Annotated in this window: 21 protein-coding genes; 13 read left to right on the top strand and 8 right to left on the bottom strand. The window is 72.4% G+C overall.

Annotated elements, in window-relative coordinates:
• Positions 1-84 precede the first annotated feature (84 nt).
• On the bottom strand, positions 85-699 hold the full coding sequence (locus ABZ321_RS24015; protein ID WP_344510909.1) for a TetR/AcrR family transcriptional regulator: 615 nt from the start codon (positions 697-699) through the stop codon (positions 85-87).
• Between the two features lie 127 nt (positions 700-826).
• Between ABZ321_RS24015 and ABZ321_RS24010 the strand changes: the two genes are divergently transcribed.
• Positions 827-2,185, top strand: coding sequence for a M20/M25/M40 family metallo-hydrolase (locus ABZ321_RS24010; RefSeq protein WP_354894737.1), 1,359 nt, complete (start codon positions 827-829; stop codon positions 2,183-2,185).
• Positions 2,182-3,993, top strand: a complete 1,812-nt coding sequence (locus ABZ321_RS24005) for a prolyl oligopeptidase family serine peptidase (RefSeq protein WP_354894734.1) — start codon at positions 2,182-2,184, stop codon at positions 3,991-3,993. Before ABZ321_RS24010 ends, ABZ321_RS24005 begins: the two co-directional genes overlap by 4 nt.
• A 13-nt stretch (positions 3,994-4,006) precedes the next feature.
• Here ABZ321_RS24005 and ABZ321_RS24000 read toward each other — a convergent pair whose 3' ends face one another.
• The gene (locus ABZ321_RS24000; RefSeq protein ID WP_354894732.1) at positions 4,007-5,113 is read right to left on the bottom strand and encodes a hypothetical protein; all 1,107 of its coding nucleotides are present in this window, start codon (positions 5,111-5,113) and stop codon (positions 4,007-4,009) included.
• Between the two features lie 255 nt (positions 5,114-5,368).
• Between ABZ321_RS24000 and ABZ321_RS23995 the strand changes: the two genes are divergently transcribed.
• From ABZ321_RS23995 to ABZ321_RS23985, 3 genes are read left to right on the top strand one after another with little or no spacing between them, the layout of a single operon-like run.
• Positions 5,369-6,292: an NAD-dependent epimerase/dehydratase family protein gene (locus ABZ321_RS23995; protein ID WP_344510901.1), complete on the top strand. Its 924-nt coding sequence runs from the start codon at positions 5,369-5,371 to the stop codon at positions 6,290-6,292.
• Complete coding sequence (locus ABZ321_RS23990; protein ID WP_344510899.1) at positions 6,289-6,765, top strand: nuclear transport factor 2 family protein; 477 nt, start codon at positions 6,289-6,291, stop codon at positions 6,763-6,765. Before ABZ321_RS23995 ends, ABZ321_RS23990 begins: the two co-directional genes overlap by 4 nt.
• The gene (locus ABZ321_RS23985) at positions 6,762-7,592 is read left to right on the top strand and encodes an SDR family oxidoreductase (RefSeq protein ID WP_344510897.1); all 831 of its coding nucleotides are present in this window, start codon (positions 6,762-6,764) and stop codon (positions 7,590-7,592) included. The genes ABZ321_RS23990 and ABZ321_RS23985 overlap by 4 nt, the downstream gene beginning before the upstream one ends.
• Before the next feature lie 50 nt (positions 7,593-7,642).
• Here ABZ321_RS23985 and ABZ321_RS23980 read toward each other — a convergent pair whose 3' ends face one another.
• From ABZ321_RS23980 to ABZ321_RS23955, 6 genes are all read right to left on the bottom strand, one after another.
• Positions 7,643-8,521, bottom strand: a complete 879-nt coding sequence (locus tag ABZ321_RS23980) for a TIGR03619 family F420-dependent LLM class oxidoreductase (protein ID WP_344510895.1) — start codon at positions 8,519-8,521, stop codon at positions 7,643-7,645.
• An 85-nt stretch (positions 8,522-8,606) separates the two neighbouring features.
• A complete protein-coding gene (locus tag ABZ321_RS23975) occupies positions 8,607-9,125 on the bottom strand; it encodes a nuclear transport factor 2 family protein (protein WP_344510893.1) in 519 nt (172 codons plus the stop codon).
• Positions 9,126-9,178: 53 nt separating this feature from the next.
• On the bottom strand, positions 9,179-10,075 hold the full coding sequence (locus tag ABZ321_RS23970) for a TIGR03619 family F420-dependent LLM class oxidoreductase (protein WP_344510891.1): 897 nt from the start codon (positions 10,073-10,075) through the stop codon (positions 9,179-9,181).
• The gene (locus ABZ321_RS23965; protein ID WP_354894725.1) at positions 10,072-11,217 is read right to left on the bottom strand and encodes a TIGR03617 family F420-dependent LLM class oxidoreductase; all 1,146 of its coding nucleotides are present in this window, start codon (positions 11,215-11,217) and stop codon (positions 10,072-10,074) included. Before ABZ321_RS23965 ends, ABZ321_RS23970 begins: the two co-directional genes overlap by 4 nt.
• Positions 11,214-12,089: an SDR family oxidoreductase gene (locus ABZ321_RS23960; protein ID WP_344510888.1), complete on the bottom strand. Its 876-nt coding sequence runs from the start codon at positions 12,087-12,089 to the stop codon at positions 11,214-11,216. Before ABZ321_RS23960 ends, ABZ321_RS23965 begins: the two co-directional genes overlap by 4 nt.
• A gap of 83 nt (positions 12,090-12,172) precedes the next feature.
• Positions 12,173-12,820, bottom strand: a complete 648-nt coding sequence (locus ABZ321_RS23955; RefSeq protein ID WP_344510886.1) for a PaaI family thioesterase — start codon at positions 12,818-12,820, stop codon at positions 12,173-12,175.
• A gap of 403 nt (positions 12,821-13,223) precedes the next feature.
• On the opposite strand from ABZ321_RS23955, the gene ABZ321_RS23950 reads away from it, so the two are divergent.
• From ABZ321_RS23950 to ABZ321_RS23915, 8 genes are all read left to right on the top strand, one after another.
• Entirely contained in the window at positions 13,224-14,792 is a 1,569-nt protein-coding gene (locus tag ABZ321_RS23950) for an ABC transporter substrate-binding protein (RefSeq protein ID WP_344510884.1), read from the top strand.
• 75 nt (positions 14,793-14,867) lie between these two features.
• The gene (locus ABZ321_RS23945; protein ID WP_344510883.1) at positions 14,868-16,508 is read left to right on the top strand and encodes an AMP-binding protein; all 1,641 of its coding nucleotides are present in this window, start codon (positions 14,868-14,870) and stop codon (positions 16,506-16,508) included.
• Positions 16,509-16,593: 85 nt separating this feature from the next.
• Positions 16,594-17,742 carry a CaiB/BaiF CoA-transferase family protein gene (locus tag ABZ321_RS23940; RefSeq protein WP_354894720.1) on the top strand — a complete coding sequence of 383 codons (1,149 nt, stop codon included), beginning with the start codon at positions 16,594-16,596 and terminating at the stop codon, positions 17,740-17,742.
• A gap of 145 nt (positions 17,743-17,887) precedes the next feature.
• A complete protein-coding gene (locus ABZ321_RS23935) occupies positions 17,888-19,528 on the top strand; it encodes an AMP-binding protein (protein ID WP_344510879.1) in 1,641 nt (546 codons plus the stop codon).
• Positions 19,529-19,583: 55 nt separating this feature from the next.
• Positions 19,584-20,768 (top strand): acyl-CoA dehydrogenase family protein, encoded by a 1,185-nt coding sequence (locus ABZ321_RS23930; protein ID WP_344510877.1) that lies wholly within the window; start codon positions 19,584-19,586, stop codon positions 20,766-20,768.
• Positions 20,765-21,802 (top strand): MaoC family dehydratase N-terminal domain-containing protein, encoded by a 1,038-nt coding sequence (locus ABZ321_RS23925; protein ID WP_354894716.1) that lies wholly within the window; start codon positions 20,765-20,767, stop codon positions 21,800-21,802. Before ABZ321_RS23930 ends, ABZ321_RS23925 begins: the two co-directional genes overlap by 4 nt.
• Positions 21,802-22,917, top strand: a complete 1,116-nt coding sequence (locus ABZ321_RS23920; protein ID WP_344510873.1) for an acyl-CoA dehydrogenase family protein — start codon at positions 21,802-21,804, stop codon at positions 22,915-22,917. Before ABZ321_RS23925 ends, ABZ321_RS23920 begins: the two co-directional genes overlap by 1 nt.
• Positions 22,914-23,339 carry a MaoC/PaaZ C-terminal domain-containing protein gene (locus tag ABZ321_RS23915; protein ID WP_344510871.1) on the top strand — a complete coding sequence of 142 codons (426 nt, stop codon included), beginning with the start codon at positions 22,914-22,916 and terminating at the stop codon, positions 23,337-23,339. Before ABZ321_RS23920 ends, ABZ321_RS23915 begins: the two co-directional genes overlap by 4 nt.

Here is a 23,339-nt window from a genome sequence, read left to right as displayed (position 1 = left end):
CGACGCTGCCGTGACGACCGCCCCGATCGGGCCGACGCGCGACCGGCCGCGTGGAGCCCCGATACACGGCGCTGGTCTCGTGCCTCAGGTCGAGGTTTGCAGGATCTGGCGGATCTGTCGCCGAAGAAGGTCCGAGGCCGTTCGCGTCCAGCGTTCGCGGACGCGCACCCGGTGGTGGAAGTCGGCGTCGGCGATGGCGCTGAGCGACCGGGCGAGCGCCTCGATGTCGGTGTCGGGGCGCAGTAGGCCGGCTGTGACGAGGTGCCGCAGGCGTTCGGCCAGGATGGTTTCGAAGCGGTCGCTGATCTGCTGGTAGGACGTGCGCACCTCGGCCGACGCGGTGAACGACGCCGCGATCAGCTGCCGCCACAGTTGAGGGGGTCCGAACGACTCGTCGATGCGGTTGTACCCCTCGACGAACCGGGTCATCGCGGTGGCCGCGTCGTCACCCGCCCGCACCGTGATCTTCGCAAGCCGGACCTCGACGTCGGACCACTCATGCTCGAACAGCGCGACGAGAAGGTCGTTCTTGGAGACGAAGTAGTTGTAGATCGTGGCGGGGGAGACCACGGCGCGCCCGGCGATCTCCTCGATCGTCGTCATGTCGACCCCGCGCTCCGCGAACAGCTGACGCGCCGCATCCAGCACGGCGAGCCGGCGCAACTGCTTCTGCCTCTCGCGCAGGCCAGCTTCTTCCATGCCCATCCTGTCGAATCGAAACGAACTCGCGGCCGAGTAAGTCCTTCGGTCGCAACGGAACATTGACTGTAGTTGAGAGGAGATTTAGAGTCCACTCCACGACTCGACCCGTGGAGGTGTGCCGACGGTGACTGATCTCCAGAGCGTGCTCATCGACCTCGACCAACGTCACGACGTCCACCTCGACGAGCTCGACCGGTACGTCTCGATTCCTTCGGTCAGCTCCGAGGACCGGGGCGTGCGTGAAGCGGCCGAGCACATCCGCGGCCGCGCGGCTGCCTGGGGCCTCGAGACGGCGCTGCTGGAGACCGGCGGTCAGCCCGCCTTGCTGCTGCGCGGGCCGCGGGTCGACGACGCGCCCCGCGTGCTGATCTACGGTCACTACGACGTGCAGCCCGCGGGCAGCGCCGGCGACTGGCTGTTCGATCCGTTCAGGACGACGGTGCACGGCGGTCGCGTCTACGGTCGCGGCACCGCCGACAACAAGGGTCAGCATCTCGCCCACCTCCTGGCCATCGAGTCATGGATCCGTCTTCATGGCTCGCCGCCCTGCAACGTCACCCTGCTGCTGGACGGTGAGGAGGAGGTCGGCAGCCCGAACCTCGCCGATCTGGTCCGCCGCAACGCGGAACTCCTTGCCTGCGATCTCGTCGTCTGGAGCGACGGCCCGGTGCACGAGAGCGGACGCGCGACGATGAACTTCGGGGTGCGCGGAATCGTCCAGTTCGAGCTGATCGCGCATGGCGCGGCCATCGACCTGCACTCGGGGAACTGGGGCGGGGTCGGGCCGAATCCCGCCTGGGAGCTGGTGCACCTGCTCGCGTCGATGAAGAACGCCCATGGGCTGGTCACGATCGACGGCTTCACCGACGACGTGACACCCCTCAGCGCCGCCGAGGCACGCGCGCTCGAAGCCCTGCCCGTCGACGACGAACAGCTTGCCGCCCTCGGCATCGGCCGCTGGGACGAACCCGCCGAGCGGCCGTTCTACGACCGTCTCGCGGCACATCCGACCCTCACGATCAGCCGGTTCGAGACCGGCGCCTCGGGCGGGGACCGCGCGGTGATCCCGGCCATGGCGCGAGCCGTCTGCGACGTCCGGCTGGTCGACGCGATGACGGTCGACACCACGTACGAACGCATCGCCGACCACGTGCGGCGCCACGCCCCTGATGTGCGCTGCACGCTGCGCGCGGCGATGGAGCCGTCCCGCACGGACCTCGACTCGGCGTTCGTCGAACCGATCCGACGGGCATTGCGACTCGTGCACGGCGAGGATCCGTACCTCGTGCCGGCCATGGGCGGCAGCCTTCCGGACTACGTGTTCACGAAGATCCTCGGCGTGCCGTCGATCGGCGTGCCGTTCGCCAACGCCGACGAGGCCAACCACGCTCCCAACGAGAACATCGAGCTGCATCGGTACCTGTCGGCGCCGAAGATCGCCGCGGCGCTGCTGTCCGAGCTGTCGAGGGTGAGGGTCCGATGACCGGCGACTGGCGGCAGGGCTTCCTCGCGCCCCGCCTCAGGTGGGTACAGGTGGCGAAGGCCACGCGGTCGCGGGGGCTTGCGGCGCTGCAGGACGAGCACGGGCTCGAGCTCGCGGCGTGCGACTTCACCACCGGGGAGGTCCGCCGGATCGGCGTGCCCACCGACGGGTTCATCGACTCGGCGTGGGTCGCCGCCGACGCGACCTCCGCGTTCTTCCTCGCCGACGACGGAGGCAACGAGCTCGGGCACGTCCATCGCGTGCTGCCCGGCGACCCGAGCGTGATCGAGGACCTGACGCCGGGCCTGCCCGACTACACGCTGCGCGGTGCGGACGTGAGCGCGGACGGCGAAACGCTCGTGCTCGACATCGTCACCGACGAGGGCTACGACCTGGTCTGTCTCCCCGCCCGTGGCACGCCCGCGACCTCGCCCCGGCGCGTCGTCCGCACCGTGCACGAGGCGTGGAACTGCCGGATCTCGGCCGACGGCACGGTCGCCACGCTCGACACCACCGACCACGCGCCCGGCACCCGGCGTTTCGCCGTCACCGCGTACGACACCGTGACCGGCGCGGTCGTCGGACGCCTCATGCTGCCGTCGCCCGGCGCGGCCACCGCCGTCTGCTGCTCGCCGCACCCGGGCGATCAGCGGGTGCTTGTCGCGACGCAGCGAGCCGGCGACCGGTCGGGCGTCCTCATCTGGGATCCCGTCAGCGACACCACCGTCGAGCTCCTCGAGGAGACCACGGCGACGGTGGTCCCGCTCGACTGGTCACCGGACGGGCGCCACGTCCTGCTCTGCCTCGAACTGCTCGCCGCCCAGTGGCTCGAGCGCGTCGACGTCCTGACCGGCGAACGGGAGCGACTCGACCTCCCGGCCGGCAGTTTCCGCTCGCCATACCTGCGCACGTCGCAGTTCGGCACTGACGGCACGGTGCTCGCGTCCCACGAGCACGGAATGTCCCCGCTCACGCTGATCGCCTGGCACGCGCCGTCCCGGCACCGGGTGGTGCTCGGTGGAGACGGTTCGCCGGACCGCGCCGGTTTCGAGCACGTCGTGTTCCCGTCGAGCGACGGTACGCAGATCCAGGGATGGCTCGCCCGCCCGACCGGCACCGGCCCGTTCCCGGCGGTCGTGCACTGTCACGGCGGCCCGCACATCTGCGTCGCCGACGAGTTCACACCCGCCGCCCAAGCCTGGGTCGACCACGGCTTCGCCTTTCTCACGGTGAACTATCGCGGCTCGTCAGGGCGGGGCCGCGCGTTCGAGGAGCAGATCCACGGAGACGTCGGCCGCTGGGAGCTCGAAGACCTCGCCGCCGCGCACAGGTGGCTCGTCGACGAGGGAATCTCGGCCGCCGGTCAGATCCTCATCAACGGCGAGTCCTACGGCGGGTTCCTCGTGCTCTATGCGCTCGGACGGCAACCGGAGCTGTGGGCCGCGGGCATCGGGGAGGTCGTCCTCGCCGACTGGGAGCTGACCCACCACGACAGCCCGCTGGCGATGCGGCGCCTCGACGAGATGCTCTTCGGCGGGCCGCCCGAGACCCACGGCGACCTCTACCGTGAGCGTTCCCCGCTCACGTACGTCGACGAGGTCCGCGCACCGATCCTGTTGTGGCAGGGCAGCAGCGACACCCGCACGCCTCCGGGACAGGTCGTTGTGTACGCCGAACGGCTCGCCGCTCGCAACCACCCGTGCGAGCTGCACTGGTTCGAAGGCGGCCACGGGTTCGGCGACGAGGGCGGGCACCTCGCGCACCTCGAACGAGCGATCGCCTTCGCCCGGACCGCCGTCGGCGGCTGAGCGAGAAGCCGGGTCAGCGGCCCGTCAGCCGGGCGGGGACCCGGTCACGGGCGAACACCTCCGCCGGGGTCTCGGCCCGGCGGATCACCTCGACGAGATCACCGCTGACCAGCACCGTCGCGGGCCGGGGAAACGCGTTGAAGTTCGTCGTCTGCGTCTCGACGTAGGCGCCGGTGTTGAGCAGCGCGACGAGATCGCCGGGCGCGACGTCCTCCGGCACGGTGACGCCGGCGGCGATGATGTCGAACCCGCAGCTGGATCCGGTCAGGTCGGCCGGCACGCCCGGGGCCGCCGACCCGCGACCGGCGAGGACGAAGGGATAGCGGGCGTGCTCCAGCACCACATCGGCGAGGAACTGTTCCGTCGTGTCCAGCTCCACCCACCGCCGATCGGGACGCTCGGGTGAACGCCGGACGCTGACCACCCGCGTCAGGTGGACGCCGGCCGGCCCGTAGACGGCCCGTCCGGGCTCCAGTTGGAGCGCGACGCCTTTGCTGTCGAAGCCGTGTTGCCGCAGGCCGGCACGCAGGGCCTGTGCGATGACCTGTGTGTACCGCTCCGGCGACGGCGGCTCCGGCGCGGCTCCGCGACCCGCGATCGCTTGTCCGACGGGACTGCCGCGCTCCGCGTATCCACCGCCGAGGTCGATCTCCGCCGGCCGCCAACCGCCGCAGACGGCTGAGATCCGCGCGATCTGGCGAACATGATCGCTGACCACGCCGGACCAGGTCGACAGGCTCGTGGTGTGCCGGCCGAGGTGTACATGGGTCCCGACAAGGCGCACGCTGCCCGAGTCCACGATCGAACGCGCCGCCCGTTCGGCGTCCGCCAGGGCGAAACCTGGGCGGTACGCCGCGGCGAGCCCGGCGATGGACTCGCCACGGTCGGAGAAGTCGCTCGGCCCGGCGAGCGTTTCGCCGCCCGGACGAAGCCGCAACCGCACGAGGGCCGGCCGGCTCCCGCTGCTGGTCAGTGCCAGGACCGTTGCGACCTCGCCGGGACTGTCGAGCGTGATCCGCACGCCACGCTCGATCGCCAGCCGGATCGCCGCCTCGGACTTGTTGGTGCCGTTGAGCGACACGCGGGCGTGGTCGTGACGTGCGTCGACGTGGGCGACCAAGACCGGTAGCAGGGGTTGGCGGACGCGGGTGCGGTCGGCGGTGCGTTCGTTGATCCTGCGGCGGCGGTCGCCGACGCCGCGTAGCCCGTGCGGTGGGGATCGGGCATGGCGCGACCCAGGGACCCCTGATGCCCGCCAAGTCAAAAGCCGTGCTCTCGTGGGTACCAACCTATCGCTTGATTGGTAGGCTCAGAAGCCGTGCTGGCTCCCTGATTCGCGCCGGGGAGTCGCCTCACTACGCAAGGAGACCTCACGATGAAGGTGCTCGTGGTTGGTGGAACCGGCATGATCGGGGTTCACACTGCCCTCTACCTGCGAGATCGGGGAGACGACGTCACCGTCGCCGCCCGAGGGGCGGTCGATGCGGACTCGCCCGTCGCCGGCCTGCCCGTCTTGCGCGGGGACTACACCCGCCAGACCTTCACCCGGGAGGAGCTCGCCCCCTTCGACGCGGTCGTCTTCGCCGCCGGGCAGGACGTGCGCCACCTGCCCCGCGACGTCGACGAGACGCAGTTCTGGCAGGAGACCCAGAGTGTGGGCGTGCCGGCCTTCGCCGCGCTCGCCAAGCGCGCGGGCGTCTCCCGCTTCGTCCAGGTCGGCAGCTACTACCACCACCTGCGACCCGACCTGGCCGACTCGAACGCCTACGTCGCGGCCCGCCGCGCCGCCGACGAGGGCGCCCGGGCGCTGGCCGACGACTCCTTCACGGTCTGCGCTCTCAACCCGCCCTCGATCATCGGTGCCATCCCCGGCGTCACGGCCAAGCGGTACCGCCGCATGGTGTCCTGGGCGGCCGGCAACGAGCCGCAGATCCCCGACCACGCACCGGCCGGCGGCACGAACTACCTGTCGGCCCGGTCCCTGGCCGAGGCGATCGGCGGCGCGCTCGACCGCGGCGCGGCCGGCGCGGCGTACCTCGTCGGTGACGCCAACCTCACGTTCGCGCAGTTCTTCCAGTTGCTCGTCGACGCGGCCGGGGGCAACCGCACCATCGCCGAACTCGACGAGCCGCACCCCTTCATGCCCGACTCGATGATCGTCCAGGGCCGCGGCAACGTCCTTGCCTACGAACCCGATCCGGCCGAGACCGCGCTGCTCGGCTACACCCGCGGCGACTGCGAGCGGGCCGTCGCCGAACTCGTCCAGGTCGTGCGCGCGGCGACCGCCCCTGCGGCGTGAGCAGGCTCGACGCGGCCGACCTCGCCGCGCTGCGGGCGTTGTCGGAGACGTATGCCGCGGCCGCCGACGATCGTGACGCGGCCGCGGTCGGCGCGCTTTTCGTCCCGGACGGCGTCCTCGTCGTCCCCGACCCGCCGGCCCACCTCGCTCCCCACGTGTCCCACGTCGGCCGCCCCGCTGTCGTGGCCGCGCTCGGGGCACTCGCCGGCACCCTGGCCACGACCCACGTCGTGGCCGGGGCGCGCTACCTTCCGACGCCGGCCGGGGCCCGTGGCCGGGTCCGCGGCACGGCCCACCACCTGCTGCCCGGTCGCGAAGGGCACTCGGACCTCGTCTGGTTCCTGCACTACGACGACGAGTACGCGCGCACCGACGAAGGATGGGCCTTCACGCGCCGTGCGGTGACCATCAACTGGATCGAACGCCACCGGGTCTCCGTGACCAGGGCCGACGAGGAAGGAGCCGGCAGATGAGCGCCAGCCGCAGGCTCGAGGACCAGATCGCGGTCGTCACCGGCGGTGCCCTCGGCATCGGCGGCGGCATCTCCCGCCGTCTCGCCGCCGCGGGTGCCCACGTCGTCCTCGTCGACATCGACGCCGAGGCCGCCGCCGACACCGCCGCCGACATCCGCGGCACCGGCGGCAAGGTCGAGATCCTCCTCGCCGACGTGCGCACCGCTGACGGTGTCGCCGCCGCGGTCGCCGCCGCTTCGGCCCTCGACTCGGGGCGGGTCGACGTGCTCGTCAACAACGTCGGCGACTTCCGCCCAGCCGCCAAGACCTTCCTGCACTCGACCCCGCAGCAGTGGCAGGCGCTCTACGAGATCAACCTGTGGCACGTGCTCGCGATGACCCATGCGCTGCTGCCCGGCATGGTCGAGCGAGGCCGTGGTGCCATCATCAACAACTCGACCGTCGAGGCCTTCCGGGGTATCCCGGCGTGCGCCCCGTACTCCGCCTACAACGCCGGGGTCAGCGCCTTCACCAAGAGCCTCGCTGTGGAGGTCGCCGGGCACGGGGTGCGGGTCAACGCGATCGCGCCCGACCTCGCCGACACGCCGCAGACGCCGGCGGCGGCGATGCTGCGCGGCCGTGACCCGGAGCTCATCCGCACGTGGATCCCCGTCGGACGCTTCGGTGCGCCCGACGACTACGCCGCCGTCGTGGAGTTCCTCGCCAGTGACGACGCCCGTTTCGTCACCGGGCACACGATCCCCGTCGACGGAGGGACCCTGGCCGCCTCGGGCTGGTACGCGCGGGTGGACCGCAAGGGCTGGTCGAACATGCCCAACGAGGCCTGATCGTGGGTGCGCCCGGACCCACGCAGGAGTCCGGGCGCACGGGGCCGTGCTCAGTCGCGGCGGTCGAGGCCGAAGAGATCAGCTGCCGCCGCGAGCTGGTCGAGGTACTCAGCCAGCTCGCGGTGCCGCACGACGAGGTTGACCACGGTCGCCCCCGCCTCGCCGATCCGGCCGATGAGGTCCAGCGCGGCCTCCGGGCGGCCGATCGGGTCGAGACGGGCCGGAGGCGTGATGACGACGTCGAACCCGTCCGGCAGGTCGTGCTCGGCGAGCATCCGCGGCAAGGTCTCCAGGTCCGGACCGCGATACGTCACCGGGGCCGGTGCCCACCCGTCGGCCAGGGTGACCGCGCGGCGCAGCGCTCGCTTGCTGTGACCCCCGACCCAGATCGGGACCTTCTCCTGGACCGCGTGCGGGCTGATGACCTGCTCGGTGAAGTCGTAGTACTCCCCGTGGTAGGTCGCGAGCCGCACCGACAGCGACGCCCGCAGGGCCCGCAGGGCGTCGTCCGCCCGTGCTCCGCGATCGGCGAAGGGGCGAGCGAGCAGCGCGAACTCCTCCTCGAGGTTGCCGACGCCCACGCCAAGGATGACCCGCCCCCCGCTGAGGTGGTCCAGGGTGCCGTACCGCTTGGCCAGCTCGAGCGGATGGTGCAGCCCGAGCACGAGCACGTACGGCAGGAAGCGGATCCGCTCGGTGATCGCCGCGAGGTAGGAGAACGTCGCGACCGGGTCGTAGAAGCGCTCACCCCGGGCCAACCCCGGTGGCACGCTGACGTGCTCCGGGCAGGTGAAGAACTCGAACCCGAGCCGGTCGGCGGTCGTGAAGACCTCCCGCAGCTCGGCGACCCCGGCCTCGGCCTCCCATGCGGGGCGGGGCCCGGAGTCGGCCAGGACCGGGGAGCTGAGGCCGATGCGCACGACGCTCATGCCGTCACCTGCGCTGCGCTCCGGCGTCGGCCTGAGCTCCACCCTGCGCCCATGATTCGCAGCCCTCCGCTGCGCTGCGGGCCGCTCATGCCTCGGGGTCGACAGCGCGGGCGAGGATGTCGCGCCCCTCGTCGGTGCCGTCGAGCTGGCGGTTCCAGCGGTGGGTCACCTTCCAGCCCTCGTCGGTGCGGATGAACTCCCACCGGTTGGAGCCCGTGCGCCAGATCCGGTAGCCGTTCTGGTCGGGAGCGTTGAGCACGAGCTGCGAGTAGTTCGTCACGACGGCCCGGTCGCCGTCGACGGCGATGTGCGGCAGGCCCATGAGGTGGGCGGCGCCGGCGTGGATCAGGGCCTGGTGCCGCTCACCGTGCACCATGCCGCGCAGCGCGTCGCGGCCGTTGAGCACGACGGGGTACGTGTCGTACACGCCGTCCTCGGTCCACATCTGGGCGGTGATCTCGGCCGAGCCGCTGTCCACGGCCGGGCCGTAGCCGGCGACGATCCGCCACAGGGCGAGCTGGTCCTCGGCGGCGGCGAGGCGCCGCTCGGTCTGCTCGAGACGTGCCTCGAGCACACCGAGCCGGTCGGGCTGGGAGTCGGTCATAGGTGGGTTCCTTTCGGATCGGGCTGCACGCGGGTCGATCCGGCTGTGGCCGGTCAGGTCCCGGACGCGGTCGTCTCGAAGCGTTCCGGGGCGAGGTCGCGCAGCGCGGCCATCTGCTCAAGGTGGTGGGCCGCCGAGGTGGCCACCAGGCTCGCGTTGACCGCGGTCGCCCCGACGGCATCGGCCGTGCGCAGGTGCTTTCGGGAGCCGTCCGGGTCCCCGATCGGGTCCAGCGGCGGCATCTGCAGCACGAGGTCGAAGTCGTCCGGGCGCTCCACGGAGGTCCACAGGCGGGTCAGCTCCTGCGGCCCGAGGCCAAACGGCGCCCATCCGGTGCCGTGCGCCACGGCGCGGCGCAGCGAGCGGCGGGTGCGCCCACCGAACCACAATGGCACCGCGGTGCGCGGCGCGTGCGGTTCGACGACGAAGTCGGTGAAGGCGAACCGGGGCCCCTCGTGGTGCGGCACGGCCCTGCCCCACGCGGCGCGCAGGGCCGTGATCGCCTCGTCCGCGACCGCGCCGCGCTCGGCGAACTCGGCGCCGAGCAGGTCGAACTCCTCCTCCAGGCTGCCGACCCCGACCCCGAGGATGACGCGGCCGCCGCTGAGCAGGTCGAGGGTGCCGTAGGTCTTGGCGAGGGCCAGCGGGTGGTGGTAGCCGATGACGACGATGTTCGTCGCGAGCCGGACGCGGCGCGTCGCCGAGGCGAGGAACGACAGCGTGGCCACGGGGTCGAAGTACGTGCCGCCCCGCTCGACGGCGATCCGGGTGGGCACGGCGACGTGCTCGCTGCACGTCAGGTGGTGGTATCCCAGGTCGTCGGCGGCGCGGGCGACGGCCAGCAGTGCACCGCCGACGTCGGGGCCGGCCAGGACGTCGCGTTCCCAGGCGGCCGCGGTGCGCGGGTGCTGGACGACGACCGGGGTGAGCAGCCCGATGCGTGCGGTCATGACACGGTCTCCGATCCGGCGTCGCTGCGCGTCGCGCTGGTGGTCTCGTCGGTGGGGCCGCCGGCTGCGGGCGGGCCGCCGGCTGCGGCCCTCGTCGGGATGCGCCGGAGGCGTTCGAGCAGCGCGCCGAAGTCCTCGTCGTCGTCCGGGTCGAGCGGCAGCCCGAGCCCGAGCCCGTCGGCGAGCCCGCCGTACGCCCGGTCGAGCACGTCCGGCAGCTCGGCGTAGGTGCCGTGCGGGATGAGTGTGGCCAGGGTCTCGTCGTCGAGGGTGCCGGCGAGTCCCGCCCAGCGCCCGGAGGCGGCCATCTCGGCGAGCCGTTCGCCGACCTCGCCCAGGCCGAGCCGGTCCAGGGTCGTGCGGTAGGCCGGGGTCGAGAAGAGGAACGCCAGCTCCTGGCGGGCGGCGGCGCGGCTCGCGGCGAGCGCGGCCTGCGTCGGACCGGTGATCGACTTGGACACGACGACGACTCGTGGGATCCCGGCGCGTCCGGCCCGCTCGGCGCCGGCGCGGAGTCCGGGGAGCACGACCGCGCGGAGGTGGCTCGGGTGCGAGTTCGTCGCGTGGGTGACGAAGCCGTCGGCGAGCTCGCCGGCCACCTCACAGACGCGCCGGTTGACCCCGCCGGTGTACAGCGCCGGGGGCGTGGTGGACAGCGGGCCGGGGTTGAAGTAGGGCTGGAGCCGGGTGAAGCGGTAGTGGCTGCCCTCGTGGTCCAGGGGCGCGCCCGTGGCGAACGAGGCGAAGATCGCCCGGATCGAGGCGAGGTAGTCGCGCAGGTGTACGGCCGGCCGGTCCCACGGCACCGAGAAGCGGCCGACGATGTTGCCGCGCACCTGGGTGGCCAGACCGAGCTGGAAGCGACCTTCGGAGAACCGGGCGAGGTCCCACGCGGCGTACGCGGTCACCATCGGGCTGCGGGGGAAGGCCAGCGTCATGCTGGTGCGCACGGTGATCCGCTTGGTGTGCTCGGCCGCGAGCAGGGCGACCGACAACGAGTCGTGCGTGGTCTCGGGGACGTGCACGGTGTCGAAGCCGAGCCGTTCGATGCGCGCCACGACCGCGGGCACCTCGCGCAGCGCCGTCGTCGGCGGCAGCGTCGTGGCCAGCTCCATCCGGGTGGCGGGTACCTGTGGCGTCATGGGAGGCGCCCGGCCAGGGCGGCGTCGACGACCTCGTCGCCGCTGACGATCCGGGCGAGCTTCTCCAGCCGCGGTGCGCGGCGCAGGTGCGCCCCGCCCTCGACCGGCAGGCACGCGCCGGTGATCCACGAGGACTCGGGACCGCACAGGAAGCGGACCGCGGCGGCGACGTCCTCGGCGCGCCCGACCCGCGCGAGGGGCTTCTCGGCGACGGTCGCGGCGGCCAGCTCGGGGTCGGCCAGCAGCAGGCCCGGGTTCTTCCCGTCGGTGGCCACGATGCCGGGGCGCACCACGTTGACCCGCACCGCGAGGTGGCCGAGCTCGTCGGCGGCGACCCGCACGAGGGCCTCGAGCGCGGCCTTGCTCACCGAGTAGGACGGCATGAACGGGAAGGAGTGCCCGCCCGCGCTCGAGGAGGTACACACGATCGAACCCCCACCGTGCGCGGCCAGAGCCTGTCCGCCGTGTCTGATCGCATGCAGCGCCGTCGTGACGTTGCGCCGGAAGTCGTGCTCAAGGGTCTCGGCGTCAAGGGCGAGCACGGGACGGAAGGTCCCGCCGCCGACCGTCGTGACGACGGCCGCCAAAGGGGTCTCGTCGGCGACGCGCACCGCGGCGGCCACGTCCTGATCGAGAGCGGAGTCGCCGACGCTGACCCGCACGGGCAGCGCCCCCGGGGCGGCCGCGGCGATCGTCGTGGCGGCCGCTCGCAGCGTCGCCTCGGTGCGCCCCATGATCGTCACGGTGGCGCCGTCGGCGGCGAGCGCGGCGGCGATGGCCCGGCCGAAGCCGCCGCCCCCGCCGATGACGAGCGCACCGCGGCCGGCGAGCGGACCGGGTGAGGCGGTGGCCGGGTCGGCAGTCGTGCTCACGACGTCACCTCCGCTGCGCTCCGGCGCCGCCGTGAGCCAAGGCTGTGCCTCTGGTTCGCGGCCCGAGCCGCTCCGCTGGCCGCTCACGCCTGCCCCCCCGACGGTCGCCGGAACTTGTCCTGCGTCGACGGGTCGTCCATGAGCACGAAGGTGCCGCTGGCCGTGACGCACGTCAGGTCCCCGATGCGCAGCTCGCCGGAGCTGCGCACCTTGCGCCCGTCGCGCCCGTCGTGCCGGGCCAGGATCGTGATCGTCGAGCCGACGGGGATGGCCGCGTGGAAGGAGACGTCGAGCCCGACCGTCACCGAGGCGTACCCGGCGCGGGCGTTGGCGATGCCGAGGGCGTGGTCCATCAGCATGGCCGAGGTGCCGCCGTGCACGTGCCCCGGGGGTCCCTGGAAGGCCAGCCCCAGCGTGACCTCGCCGCGCACTGAGCCGTCCGGCTCGACCCAGAGGCTCACCGGCGGCGACAGCGGGTTCTCGGTGCCGCCGGTGGGGTCGAAACGCCCCGGGCCGGGCTGGCGCCACATCGTCGCGATCCGCTCGGCAAGGTCCGGGGCGTGGGCGTCGATCCGGGCGGTGAGCGCGTCGAGGTCGGCCACGATCCGGTCGGCGTCGCCGTCGACGGCCGCGCCCGCGCGGGTGATCGCGTCGACGAGCCGGCGGGTGGCTGCGGCGACCGCATCGATGCCGCAATCGCGGGGCTGTGCCGTGGCGAGGGCTACTTCCACCGGGCGGGCTCCTTCGGGCAATCTAGTCAACCAAGCGCTTGCTTGACTACACCCTAGCGACCCGGTGGTGTGCTGACAACGGTCGCGCCGCGGCATCGCCGCCCCACTGGTCGCGGTGGTGCCGCGCCCATTGACGCGCTCCGCGACTTCCCCCTATGGTTACCCAAACGAGCGCTTGGTTGGCTCGTGATGTAGCCTGGCGCCGGCAGCCCTCGGGGCACCGACGAGCTCCCACCGATGAGCTCCAGGCATGCACACCACGCGGCCGACGCCATCCGTCACTGGCCGCACCACCGCGCCCTCACGGCCGCCGCCGAGCGACCGGCCGCAACCCCGCCATCCGGGACCCCGCCGCGGCCGCGGCGCGCTCCCGGCTCGGACCGCAGGTCCGGAAAGGAAGACCGTGTCTCGTCTTGCATACCGCCGGCGCCTCGCCGTGGCCGTCACTGCGCTCGCCACCCTCGCCGTCGGAGCCTGCTCCGGCGACGCGGCGGGCGACCCCAGCGCCGCGAACGGTGAGATCGACCCCAGCGCCGTCCTACGGGTCACGGCCTCGTCGCCGTTCCAGAATCTCGACCCGGCCCAACTGGCTCCCGGCGGTTACCCGTACCTCACGCTAATCTACGACCGGCTCACCATGGTCGACGCCAAGGACAACATCGTCCCCGGCCTGGCAACCTCGTGGACCTTCGCCGCGGACGGCTCCTACCTCGAGCTCGCCCTGCGCAACGACGTCACCTTCCACGACGGGACGCCGTTCGACGCCAACGCCGTCAAGGTGAACATCGAGCGCGGTCAGACGCTGCCGGCGAGCACCGTCAAGCAGGACCTCGCCGACATCACCGGCGTCACCGTCGTCGACGCGCACACCGCGCGCCTGAACCTCAAGCCGGGCACCGGCGCGGTGCTCCCGTCGGCCCTGGCCACCGCCGCCGGCATGATGGTTTCGCCCAAGGCGATCACCGACGGCGTCAACCTCAAGCTCGCCCCCGGCAACGCCGGCTCGGGGCCATACGTCGCCACCGAGTTCGTGCCCAACGAGAAGTACGTGGTCAAGCGCGCCACGGGCACCTACTGGGACCCGAACGCCGGGCGCCTCGCCGGTATGGAGATCACCCGCGTCCCGCAGGGCGCCACCAGGATCAACGGCGTCATCAACGGTCAGACCGACCTCAGCTTCGTCTCCTCGGCCAACGAGATCATCGAGGCCCGCCAGCTCGGCCAGGCCGGCCAGCTCAAGGTGACCACCCGCCCGTTCCGCAACGTCCTGGGCATCCTGCTGCGCGCCAACAAGGGCGACCTCAAGGACAAGCGGGTCCGTGAGGCAATCGCGCGCTCGGTCGATCCGGCCGCCATCAAGGCGCTCTTCGCCGACACGTGCACGCCCACCCGCAGCATCTACCCGGGCAGCCCGTGGGAGGACCCGGCGGCGAAGTACCCGTACGAGTTCGACCTGGCCAAGGCCAAGGCGCTCATCGCCGAGGTGGGCGGGGCCAAGGTGTCGATCAGCTTCTCCGCCGGCACCAACACCGAGCAGCCCGCCACCGCCATCCAGGCCGCCATGTCCCAGGCCGGCATCAACGCCACGCTCAACCCGACGCCGAACTCCGAGACCGAGGCCCGCTTCATCGCCGGCGACTTCGAGCTCGAGGTGTCCAACACCTTCAACCCGCGCATCGACCCGGCGGGGACGGTGAACAACTACCTCACCGGCAACTACAAGCTCGCCACCGACCCCGAGGCCATCGCCCCGATCGCGGCCAAGGCCGCCGACCCCCGCTCCAGCGTCGAGGAGCGCGCCAAGCAGTACCACCAGCTGTGGGACCAGCTGTTCAGCGAGGCGTGGTTCATCCCGATCTGCAACCTCACCAACGCGACCGTCGCCTCCCCGAAGGTGGTCGGGGCCGAGCAGCTGCCGTGGACCAATCTCGGCCTGTTCGACCTGCGCACCGTCGCGATGACGAAGCGCTGAGCGCCCGGACCCCACCCGTCGGCCGGCCGGTCGCCCGCCGCGACCGGCCGGCCCGAAGAAAGGTAGCCAGAGCCAGTGACCCGCCCCGCCGCAGCCGCCCCTCTCCTGGTTGCGCTGTCCCGCGCGCTCGAGCGGCAGCCTGACCTCGCCCTCACCCTCGCCGGCACCCCGTTCACCGTGGCCGAGCTCGATGCCGCGTCGCGTCGCCTCGCCGGGTTCCTCGCCGACCGGGTCGCCCCCGGCGACCGCGTCGTCGTCCTCGCCCGCAACGGCCGGCTGGCCCTGCTCGCCTGGTGGGCGACGACGCTCCGCGGCGGATTCGTCGTCCCGCTCAACACGAGCAACCGCGGCCCCATCCTGGCCCACCAGGTGCACGACGCCGATCCGATCGCGATGATCCTCGAGGACGAGTTCGTGCCCGTCATGGACGACGCCCTCGCCGGCACAGGGCTGCGGGTGCCGGTGCTCGTCGGCGCCGCCGAGGCCGGCCGGCCGGCCTCAGGCCCGGTGCCCGCCTGGGCCACCGAGGTCATCGACTTCGACGCCGCCGTCGCCGAGGGCTCGGCGTTGTCGACGACCCCGGACCTCGACGCGTACGCCACCAGCCACCTCATCTACACGGCCGGCACGACCGGACCGTCCAAGGCCTGCATGGTCAGCCACGGCTTCGCGGCGAACATGGCCCGGCAGATGCACGAGAACCTCGAGCGCCGGGCCGGCGACGTCCTGTGGTCGGCGATGCCGCTGTTCCACATGGCCGCGGTCGGGCACGTCCTGGGCTCGCTCCAGCTCGGCTCGGCGATGGACATCGCGCAGCGCTTCTCCGTCAGCGGCTTCTGGGACGAGATCCTGCGCTCCCGCGCGACGATGGCCGCGCTCATGGGCTCGATGCTGCCGATGATCGCCGGCGCTGCCGAGTCCGAGGCAGCCCGCAAAGCCTTCGGCCAGCTGCGCGTCGTGTCCGGCTCGCCGGTCACCGCCGACCTCGCTGCTCGCTGGACCGAGCGGTTCGGCGTCGAGCGGGTCGGCTCGGGCGCCTACGGCATGACCGAGGCCAGCCTGATCACGTTCACCCCGCCGGGGGAGTACCGCGCCGGGACCGCCGGCAAGGTCAACGAGTCCTTCGAGGTGCGCATCGTCGACAAGGACGACAACCCGCTGCCCGTCGGCGAGGTCGGCGAGATCGTCGCCCGCCCCACCCGTCCGGCGATCATGTTCAACGGTTACTGGCGCCAGCCGGAGAAGACCCTCGAGGTCTTCCGGGGCCTGTGGTTCCACTGCGGTGACTACGGCCGCCTCGACGAGGACGGCTACCTCTACTTCGTCGACCGCGGCAAGGACTACCTGCGCCGCGGCGGCGAGAACATCTCCAGCTTCGAGATCGAGGGCATCGTGGCGGCCCACCCGGCCGTCGGCGAGGTCGCCGTGCACGCGGTCCCGTCCCCCCTGGCCGAGGACGACCTCAAGGTGACGGTCGTGCCCGCGCCCGGTGCGCAGATCGACCCCGCGGAGTTCTTCGCGTGGCTGCACCCGCGGGTCCCGCGGTATGCCGTGCCCTCCCACATCGAGGTCCGCACCGAGCTGCCCAAGAACGCCGTGGGTCGGGTCCTCAAGCGGGTCCTGCGCGACGAGGGCGTGACCCCGCAGACGTGGAGCACGGACCCCCGCGCCGTCACCGGCACCTCGGGCGCGGCCGGCGCCGGGGAGCAGGCATGAGCGGGCCGCAGCGCAGCGGAGGGCTGCGAATCATGGGCGCAGGGTGGAGCTCAGGCCGGCGCCGGAGCGCAGCGGAGGTGACGTCGTGAGCGCCACCCCGGGCCCGCGGTCCGAGGGTCCGCTGGCGGGCCTGCGCGTCCTCGAGCTCGGAGGGCAGGGGCCGGCGCCGTTCGCGACGATGATGCTCGCCGACCTCGGCGCCCAGGTCGTGCGGGTCGATCCGCCGGGCGAGCCCGACCGGCGGGAGCGCGCGCAGGTCAACGCGATCGACCGGGGCCGCACGACCGTCACGCTCGACCTGAAGTCCGAGGCCGACCGGGCGCTGGTGGACCGCCTGCTCGCCGGCGCCGACGTGCTGCTCGACCCGTTCCGCCCCGGGGTGCTCGAACGTCTCGGCCTGGACCCGGCCGAGCTCACCGAGCGGCACCCGCGCCTCGTCGTGGCGCGGATGAGCGGCTGGGGCCAGGACGGTCCCCTCGCCGCGGCCGCCGGGCACGACCTCAACTACATCGCCGTCTCCGGAGTGCTCGACACGATCGGCCGGCCCGACTCCGGCCCCGTCGTGCCGCCGATGTACCTGGCCGACTTCGCCGGCGGCGGCATGGTGCTCGCCTTCGGCGTCCTGGCCGCCCTGCACGAGCGCGCCTCCTCCGGGCGGGGGCAGGTGGTGGACTCCTCGATGCTGGAGGGCAGCGGACTGCTCACCGTCGTGATCCGCTCGATGCTCGCGCGGGGCGCCTGGAACCTCACCCGTGGGACGAACTACCTCGACGGCGGGGCGCACTTCTACCGGGTGTACCGCACCGCCGACGACAAGTTCATGTCCGTCGCGGCCATCGAGGCGAAGTTCTACCGCACGTTCCTGCTCACCCTCGGCCTCGAGCCGGAGGACGGGCCGGGGCAGTTCGACGAGTCGGGGTGGGCCGGCTGGGCCGAGCGGATCGCGACGGTCTTCGCCGGGCGTACCCGGCAGGAGTGGACCAGCATCTACGAGGGCGTCGACGCGTGCGTACACCCGGTGCTGGACGTCGCGGAGTCGGCCTCGCACCCGCAGGTGCGTGCCCGGCGGGCCGTCATCGACGTCGATGGCGTCGCCCAGCCGGCCCCGGTGCCGCGCTTCTCGCGGACGCCGGCCGGGATCCCGCGGGCACCGCGGCGCCGCGGTGAGGACACCGACCGGGTGCGCTCGGCACTCGCCACGGACCGCCCCTGGGAAGCCTTGGCCAGGCCTTGACCTGCCTTCGCATCCCATCCTACGATCTCAACCAAGCGCTTGCTTGCTTCGGTTGGTCCGTGTTCGACGACGAACGAACGGAACGTCAATGACACCCCAGACCCCGGCAGCCCGAACCTCGGGACCCGCCGTCTTCGCTGACATCGTGCGCGGGCGCACGGGTGACGATCACCCGGGCCTGCTGTTCGAGGGTCGCACCATCACCTGGGGCCAAGTCGTGCAGGAAGCCGCCGACCGCGCCGCCGCGCTGGCCGACGTGCCCCGGCCCGAGGACAGGCCGCTGCACCTGGGTGTGCTCCTGGAGAACACTCCCGACTACGTGTACTGGATCTGCGCGGCCGCGCTGTCCGGCGCCACCGTCGTCGGGATCAATCCGACCCGCCGCGGCGCCGAGCTGGCCCACGACGTGCGGCACACCGATTGCGACCTGTTCATCACCGAGGACCGCCTCGCCGGCCTCGTCGACGGGCTCGACCTGGGCATCCCCGCCGAGCAGGTGCACAACATCGACTCCCCGCAGTACGCCGCCTGGCTGGCCCGGTACGCCGGCGTCCCGATGCCCACCGGCAGCGCCGACCCCGGCGCCCACCTGCTGCTCATGTTCTCCTCGGGCTCGACCGGGGCACCCAAGGCGGTCATCTGCTCGCACGGGCGCCTTGCCGCGGTCTCCGAGGCGCTGCTGACCCGCACCGAGCTGACCCGCGACTCGGTCAGCTACCTGGCGATGCCCCTGTTCCACGGCAACGCCGTCATGCTCAACCTCGGGCCCGCCATGGTCTGCGGCGCGACGATCTGCATGGTCCGCAAGTTCTCCGCGTCCGGCTTCGTGCGCGACGTGCACGAGCACGGCGTCACCTACTTCAACTACGTCGGCCGGGCCCTGGCCTACGTCCTGGCCCAGCCGGTCGACCCACGCGACGCGACGAGCACGCTGCGCCGCGCCGTCGGCACCGAGGCCTCGGCCGCTGACATCGCCCGCTTCACCCAGCGCTTCGGTGCCGTCGTCTCCGAGGGGTACGGCTCCAGCGAGGGCGTCATGCGGATCAACCGCACCCCCGTGACGCCTGACGAGGCGCTCGGCGTGGCCGTCGCCGGCGCCGAGGTCAAGGTCATGGACGAGGTCACCGGGTTGGAGTGCCCGCCGGCCAAACTTGACGAGACCGGACGGCTCGTCAACGCGGACCAGGCCATCGGGCAGCTCGTCGGCGTCGGCATGGCCGCCCGGTTCGAGGGCTACTACAAGAACCCCGAAGCCGCCGCCGAGCGGGTCCGCGGCGAGGACTTCTGGTCCGGCGACCTGGCCTACCGCGACGCCGACGGGTACTTCTACTTCGCCGGCCGCTCCTCGGACTGGATCCGCGTCGACAGCGAGAACTTCGCCGCCGCGTCCGTTGAGCGGATCATCGAGCGCTGGGACCGCGTGTCGGTCGCCCCCGTCTTCGCCGTGCCCGACCCGCGCACCGGCGACCAGGTCATGTGCGCGCTCGAGCTGCGTGCCGGCGCCGGCTTCGACCCCGAGGCGTTCACCGCCTTCCTCGACGAGCAGGCCGACCTCGGCACCAAATGGCGGCCCCGCTTCGTGCGCATCGTCGCCGAGATCCCCACCACGGGCAACAGCAAGGTCGCCAAGCAGGTCCTGCGCCGCGCCGCCTGGGCCACGACCGACCCCGTCTACGTCCGCGACGGCGCGTCCACCGCGTACCGGCCGCTCACGGCAGCGGACGTCAGCGACCTCGAACGGCAGTTCGCCGTCAACGGGCGCACCGCGCTCCTGCCGCCCCCCTGACCCGGCCGGCCCGCCGAACACCGACTGGCGCCCCATGCCCCGAGAGAGGACATGTATGTTCCTGGAGTACACCCCAGCGCAGCGAGAGCTGAGCCGGGAGCTGCGCGCGTACTTCGCGGGCCTGCTCACGCCTGAGGTCCGCGAGGCGCTCGGCGGCACCAACGAGGACCGGCCGGCCTACCGCGAGATCATCCGCCAGATCGGCAAGGACGGCCTGCTCGGACTCGGCTGGCCCAAGGAGTTCGGCGGCCAGGGCCGCCCGCCGCTGGACCAGTACATCCTTTTCGACGAGATCAACCGCGCCCAGGCGCCATTCCCGTTCGTCACCATCAACAACATCGGCCCGATGCTCATGCGCTACGGCACCGAGGAGCAGAAGCGCACCTACCTGCCGGGCATGCTCACCGGCGACGTCATCTTCGCCATCGGCTACAGCGAGCCCGGCTCCGGCACCGACCTCGCCTCGCTGCGCACCAGGGCCGAGGCCACCCCCGAGGGTGGCTGGGTCATCAACGGCCAGAAGGTCTTCACCAGCGGCGCCAGCCAGGCCGACTTCGTCTGGCTGGCCGTGCGCACCGACCCCGACGCCCCGAAGCACAAGGGCATCACCATCCTCATCGTGCCGACGTCGGACCCCGGCTTCAGCTGCACGCCGATCGCCACCAGCGGCATCACCCACACCAACGCCTCCTACTACGAGGACGTGCGCGTCGGCCCCGAGGCCCTCGTCGGCGAGGTCAACGGCGGCTGGCGCCTCATCACCGGCCAGCTCGGTCACGAGCGGGTGGGCCTGGCCGCCATGGGCGGGCGCACGGAGCAGCTGTGGACCGACATCGCCGCGTGGGCCGCCGAGCCCGACGCCGACGGGGTCCGCGTCCTCGACCGGCCGTGGGTGCGCACGCAGCTGGCCCGTGACTACGCGGAGCTGACCGCGATGCGCCTGCTCAACTGGAAGATCGCCGTCGTCGGGGAGGGCCAGAACCCGGCCCCCGCGGCCGCGTCGGTCGCCAAGGTCTACGGCACGGAGACCCACGACCGGGTCTGCCGCAGCCTCGTCTCCGTCGCCGGGCCCCGCGCGACCCGGCGCCCCGGGGCCCCGGACGCCGTCCTCGGCGGACAGCTGGAGGCCTACACCCGCGGCTCCTACATCAACACCTTCGGCGGCGGTACCAACGAGGTGCTGCGCGACATGATCGCGGTCACCGGCCTCGGCATGCCGAGGAAGGGACGGTCCGCATGAGCACTACGACGCAGACCCCGGCCCCGGCCCCCGGCACCACCGACGAGGAGGCCTTCCTCGCCCGCCTGCTCGAGTTCCGCGGCCTCGAGGCCACGCCCACCCGCTACGCGCAGGACGCCGTCAACCAGGCGATGATCCGCCACTTCGTCGAGGCGATGGGCGACGAGAACCCCATATACGTCGATGAGCAGGCCGCCCGTGACACAGGCCGGGAGGGTGTCGTCGCCCCGCCGCCGATGCTGTCGACCTGGCTCATGGTCGGCTACAAGGCCCACATGGCCGCCGCCGCGGGCGCCGCGCCGGACACGCCCATGGCCCGGCTGCTCGCGATCCTCGCCGAGGCCGGCTACGTCGGGGTCGTCGCCACCAACGACGAGCACGAGTACGTGCGCGAGCTGCGCCTGGGCGACGAGATCAAGATGACCACGGTCATCGAGGACATCTCCCCGCGCAAGACCACGGGTCTGGGCACCGGCCACTTCATCACGACCCTGCGCACCTACACCGACCAGCACGACGAGGTCGTGGCTCGCCAGCGCTTCCGCATCCTGCGCTTCGACCCGTCCGGCGCCAAGCCCGCTGCTCCGGCTCCGGCCGCGGCCGACCCGGCGCTGCGGCACAAGCCGTTCATCCTGCGCGACAACGCCTTCTGGTTCGAGGCCGCCGCACAGCGCCGCCTCGTCATCCAGGCCTGCACCGACTGCGGCACACTGCGCCACCCGCCCGGCCCGGTCTGCCCCTCCTGCCATTCGTTCGCGTGGCACGAGGTCGAGGCGAGCGGCCGGGGCACGGTGCACAGCTACGTCGTCAGCCACCATCCGAAGGCCCCCGGGTACGACTACCCGCTCACCGTCGTGCTCGTCGACCTCGAGGAGGGCACCCGCCTCGTCGCCGACTTCGCCGGGGACGCCGGCGAGGTCGAGATCGGCCTGCCCGTGCAGGTCGACTGGGTCGACTACGACGAGCACCTCACGCTCCCGCGTTTCCGGGCCGCGACCTCCGTGTCGGAGTCCACCGAACAGGAGAGGAACTGATGGACTTCCAGCTCACCGAGGAACAGGTCACGGTCAACGACCTGGCGCGCGACATCTTCGCGCGCAACGGCGACCCGCAGCGCCTCTTCGACATCGAGGCCGGCCCGGAGCGCTTCGACCGCGTCCTGCACCGCGACCTGGCCGAGTCCGGCGCCCTCGGGCTGCTCGTGCCGGAGGAGCACGGCGGCGCCGGGCTGACCCTGGGCGCCGTCGCGGGGGTCTTCGTCGAGCAGGGCCGCACGCTGGGCACCGTCCCGCTGTGGGAGACCCTCGTCGGCGGCGTCCTGCCGCTGGTGCGCTACGGCGACGCCAAGCAGCAGTCCGAATGGCTGCCCCGCGTCGCCGCCGGGGACGCGGTCCTCACCGTGGCCGTCGACGACCTGTCCGACGCCCGGCCGTACGGCGCCCGCGTCCGCGCACGGTCCGGCGGTGCGGGAGTCACCCTGAGCGGCACCGCCGTCGGGGTCCGCTCGGCGCACCTCGCCGACGCGATCATCGTCCCGGCCACCGACGAGGAGGGCACGGTCGGGCTCTATCTCGTGCCGACCGCCGGCGCCGGGGTGCGCCTCGACACCTTCGAGCGCACCGACCGCGGACTCGCCTCCGACGTGCACTTCGAGGGCTCCGCCGCGGAACTGCTCGCCGAGGGCCCCGAGGACGACCGGGTCGACTGGCTGCTGCGCCAGGTCTGGATCGCCCTGTCTGCCCTGCAGAGCGGCATCAGCCAGGCCGCTGTGCGCCAGGCCGCCGACTACACCTCGGGCCGCGAGCAGTTCGGTGTGCCGATCGCGACCTTCCAGGCCGTCGCCCACCAGATCGCCAACTGCCACATCGACACCGAGGCGATGGAGGTCACCTACCTCAACGCGCTGTGGCGCGAGACGACCGAGCGGCCCTCCCGTGCGGCCGTGCATGTCGCGAAGTACTGGGCCGGCGAGGCCGGCGACCGTGTCGCACGCACCGTGCAGCACGTGCACGGCGGCATGGGTGCCGACGTCACGTACCCGATCCACCGCTACATGCTCTGGACCACCCAGCTGGCCAACACCGCCGGCTCCGGGGCCTGGCACCTGCAGCAGCTCGCGGACCTGGTCGACGCGGGGGAGCAGCTGTGAGCGAGGCTCAGGTCACCATCGAGCAGGTGAGCATCGGCGACACGCTGCCGGAGCTCGAGATCCCTCTGACCCGGACCCTCATCGTCGCCGGCGCTCTCGCGACCCGCGACTACGAGGACGTGCACCACGACCCGGCGCAGGCCGAGCGGCGCGGTACCCCCGACACGTACATGAGCATCAACAACACCAACGGGCTCGTCGGCCGCTACGTCACCGACTGGGCCGGCCCCGCCGCGCGCATGGTGCGCCTGAGCACCCGCCTTGGGGTGCCGAACTTCCCCGGCGACACGATGCGGCTGACCGGTGAGGTCGTCGGCGTCGAGCAGGACACCGTGCGGGTCGCGGTGCGTGGCATGAACAGCAAGGGCGCGCACGCCATCTCCGAGGTGACCGTGCGCCTGCCCCGCGGAACGGAGCAGTGA

This window comes from Dactylosporangium sp. NPDC006015 (assembly GCF_040614215.1).
Lineage (GTDB): Bacteria > Actinomycetota > Actinomycetes > Mycobacteriales > Micromonosporaceae > Dactylosporangium > Dactylosporangium maewongense.
The sequence above is the reverse complement of the archived record's forward strand: the minus strand, read 5'-3'. Positions and strand labels throughout refer to the sequence as shown.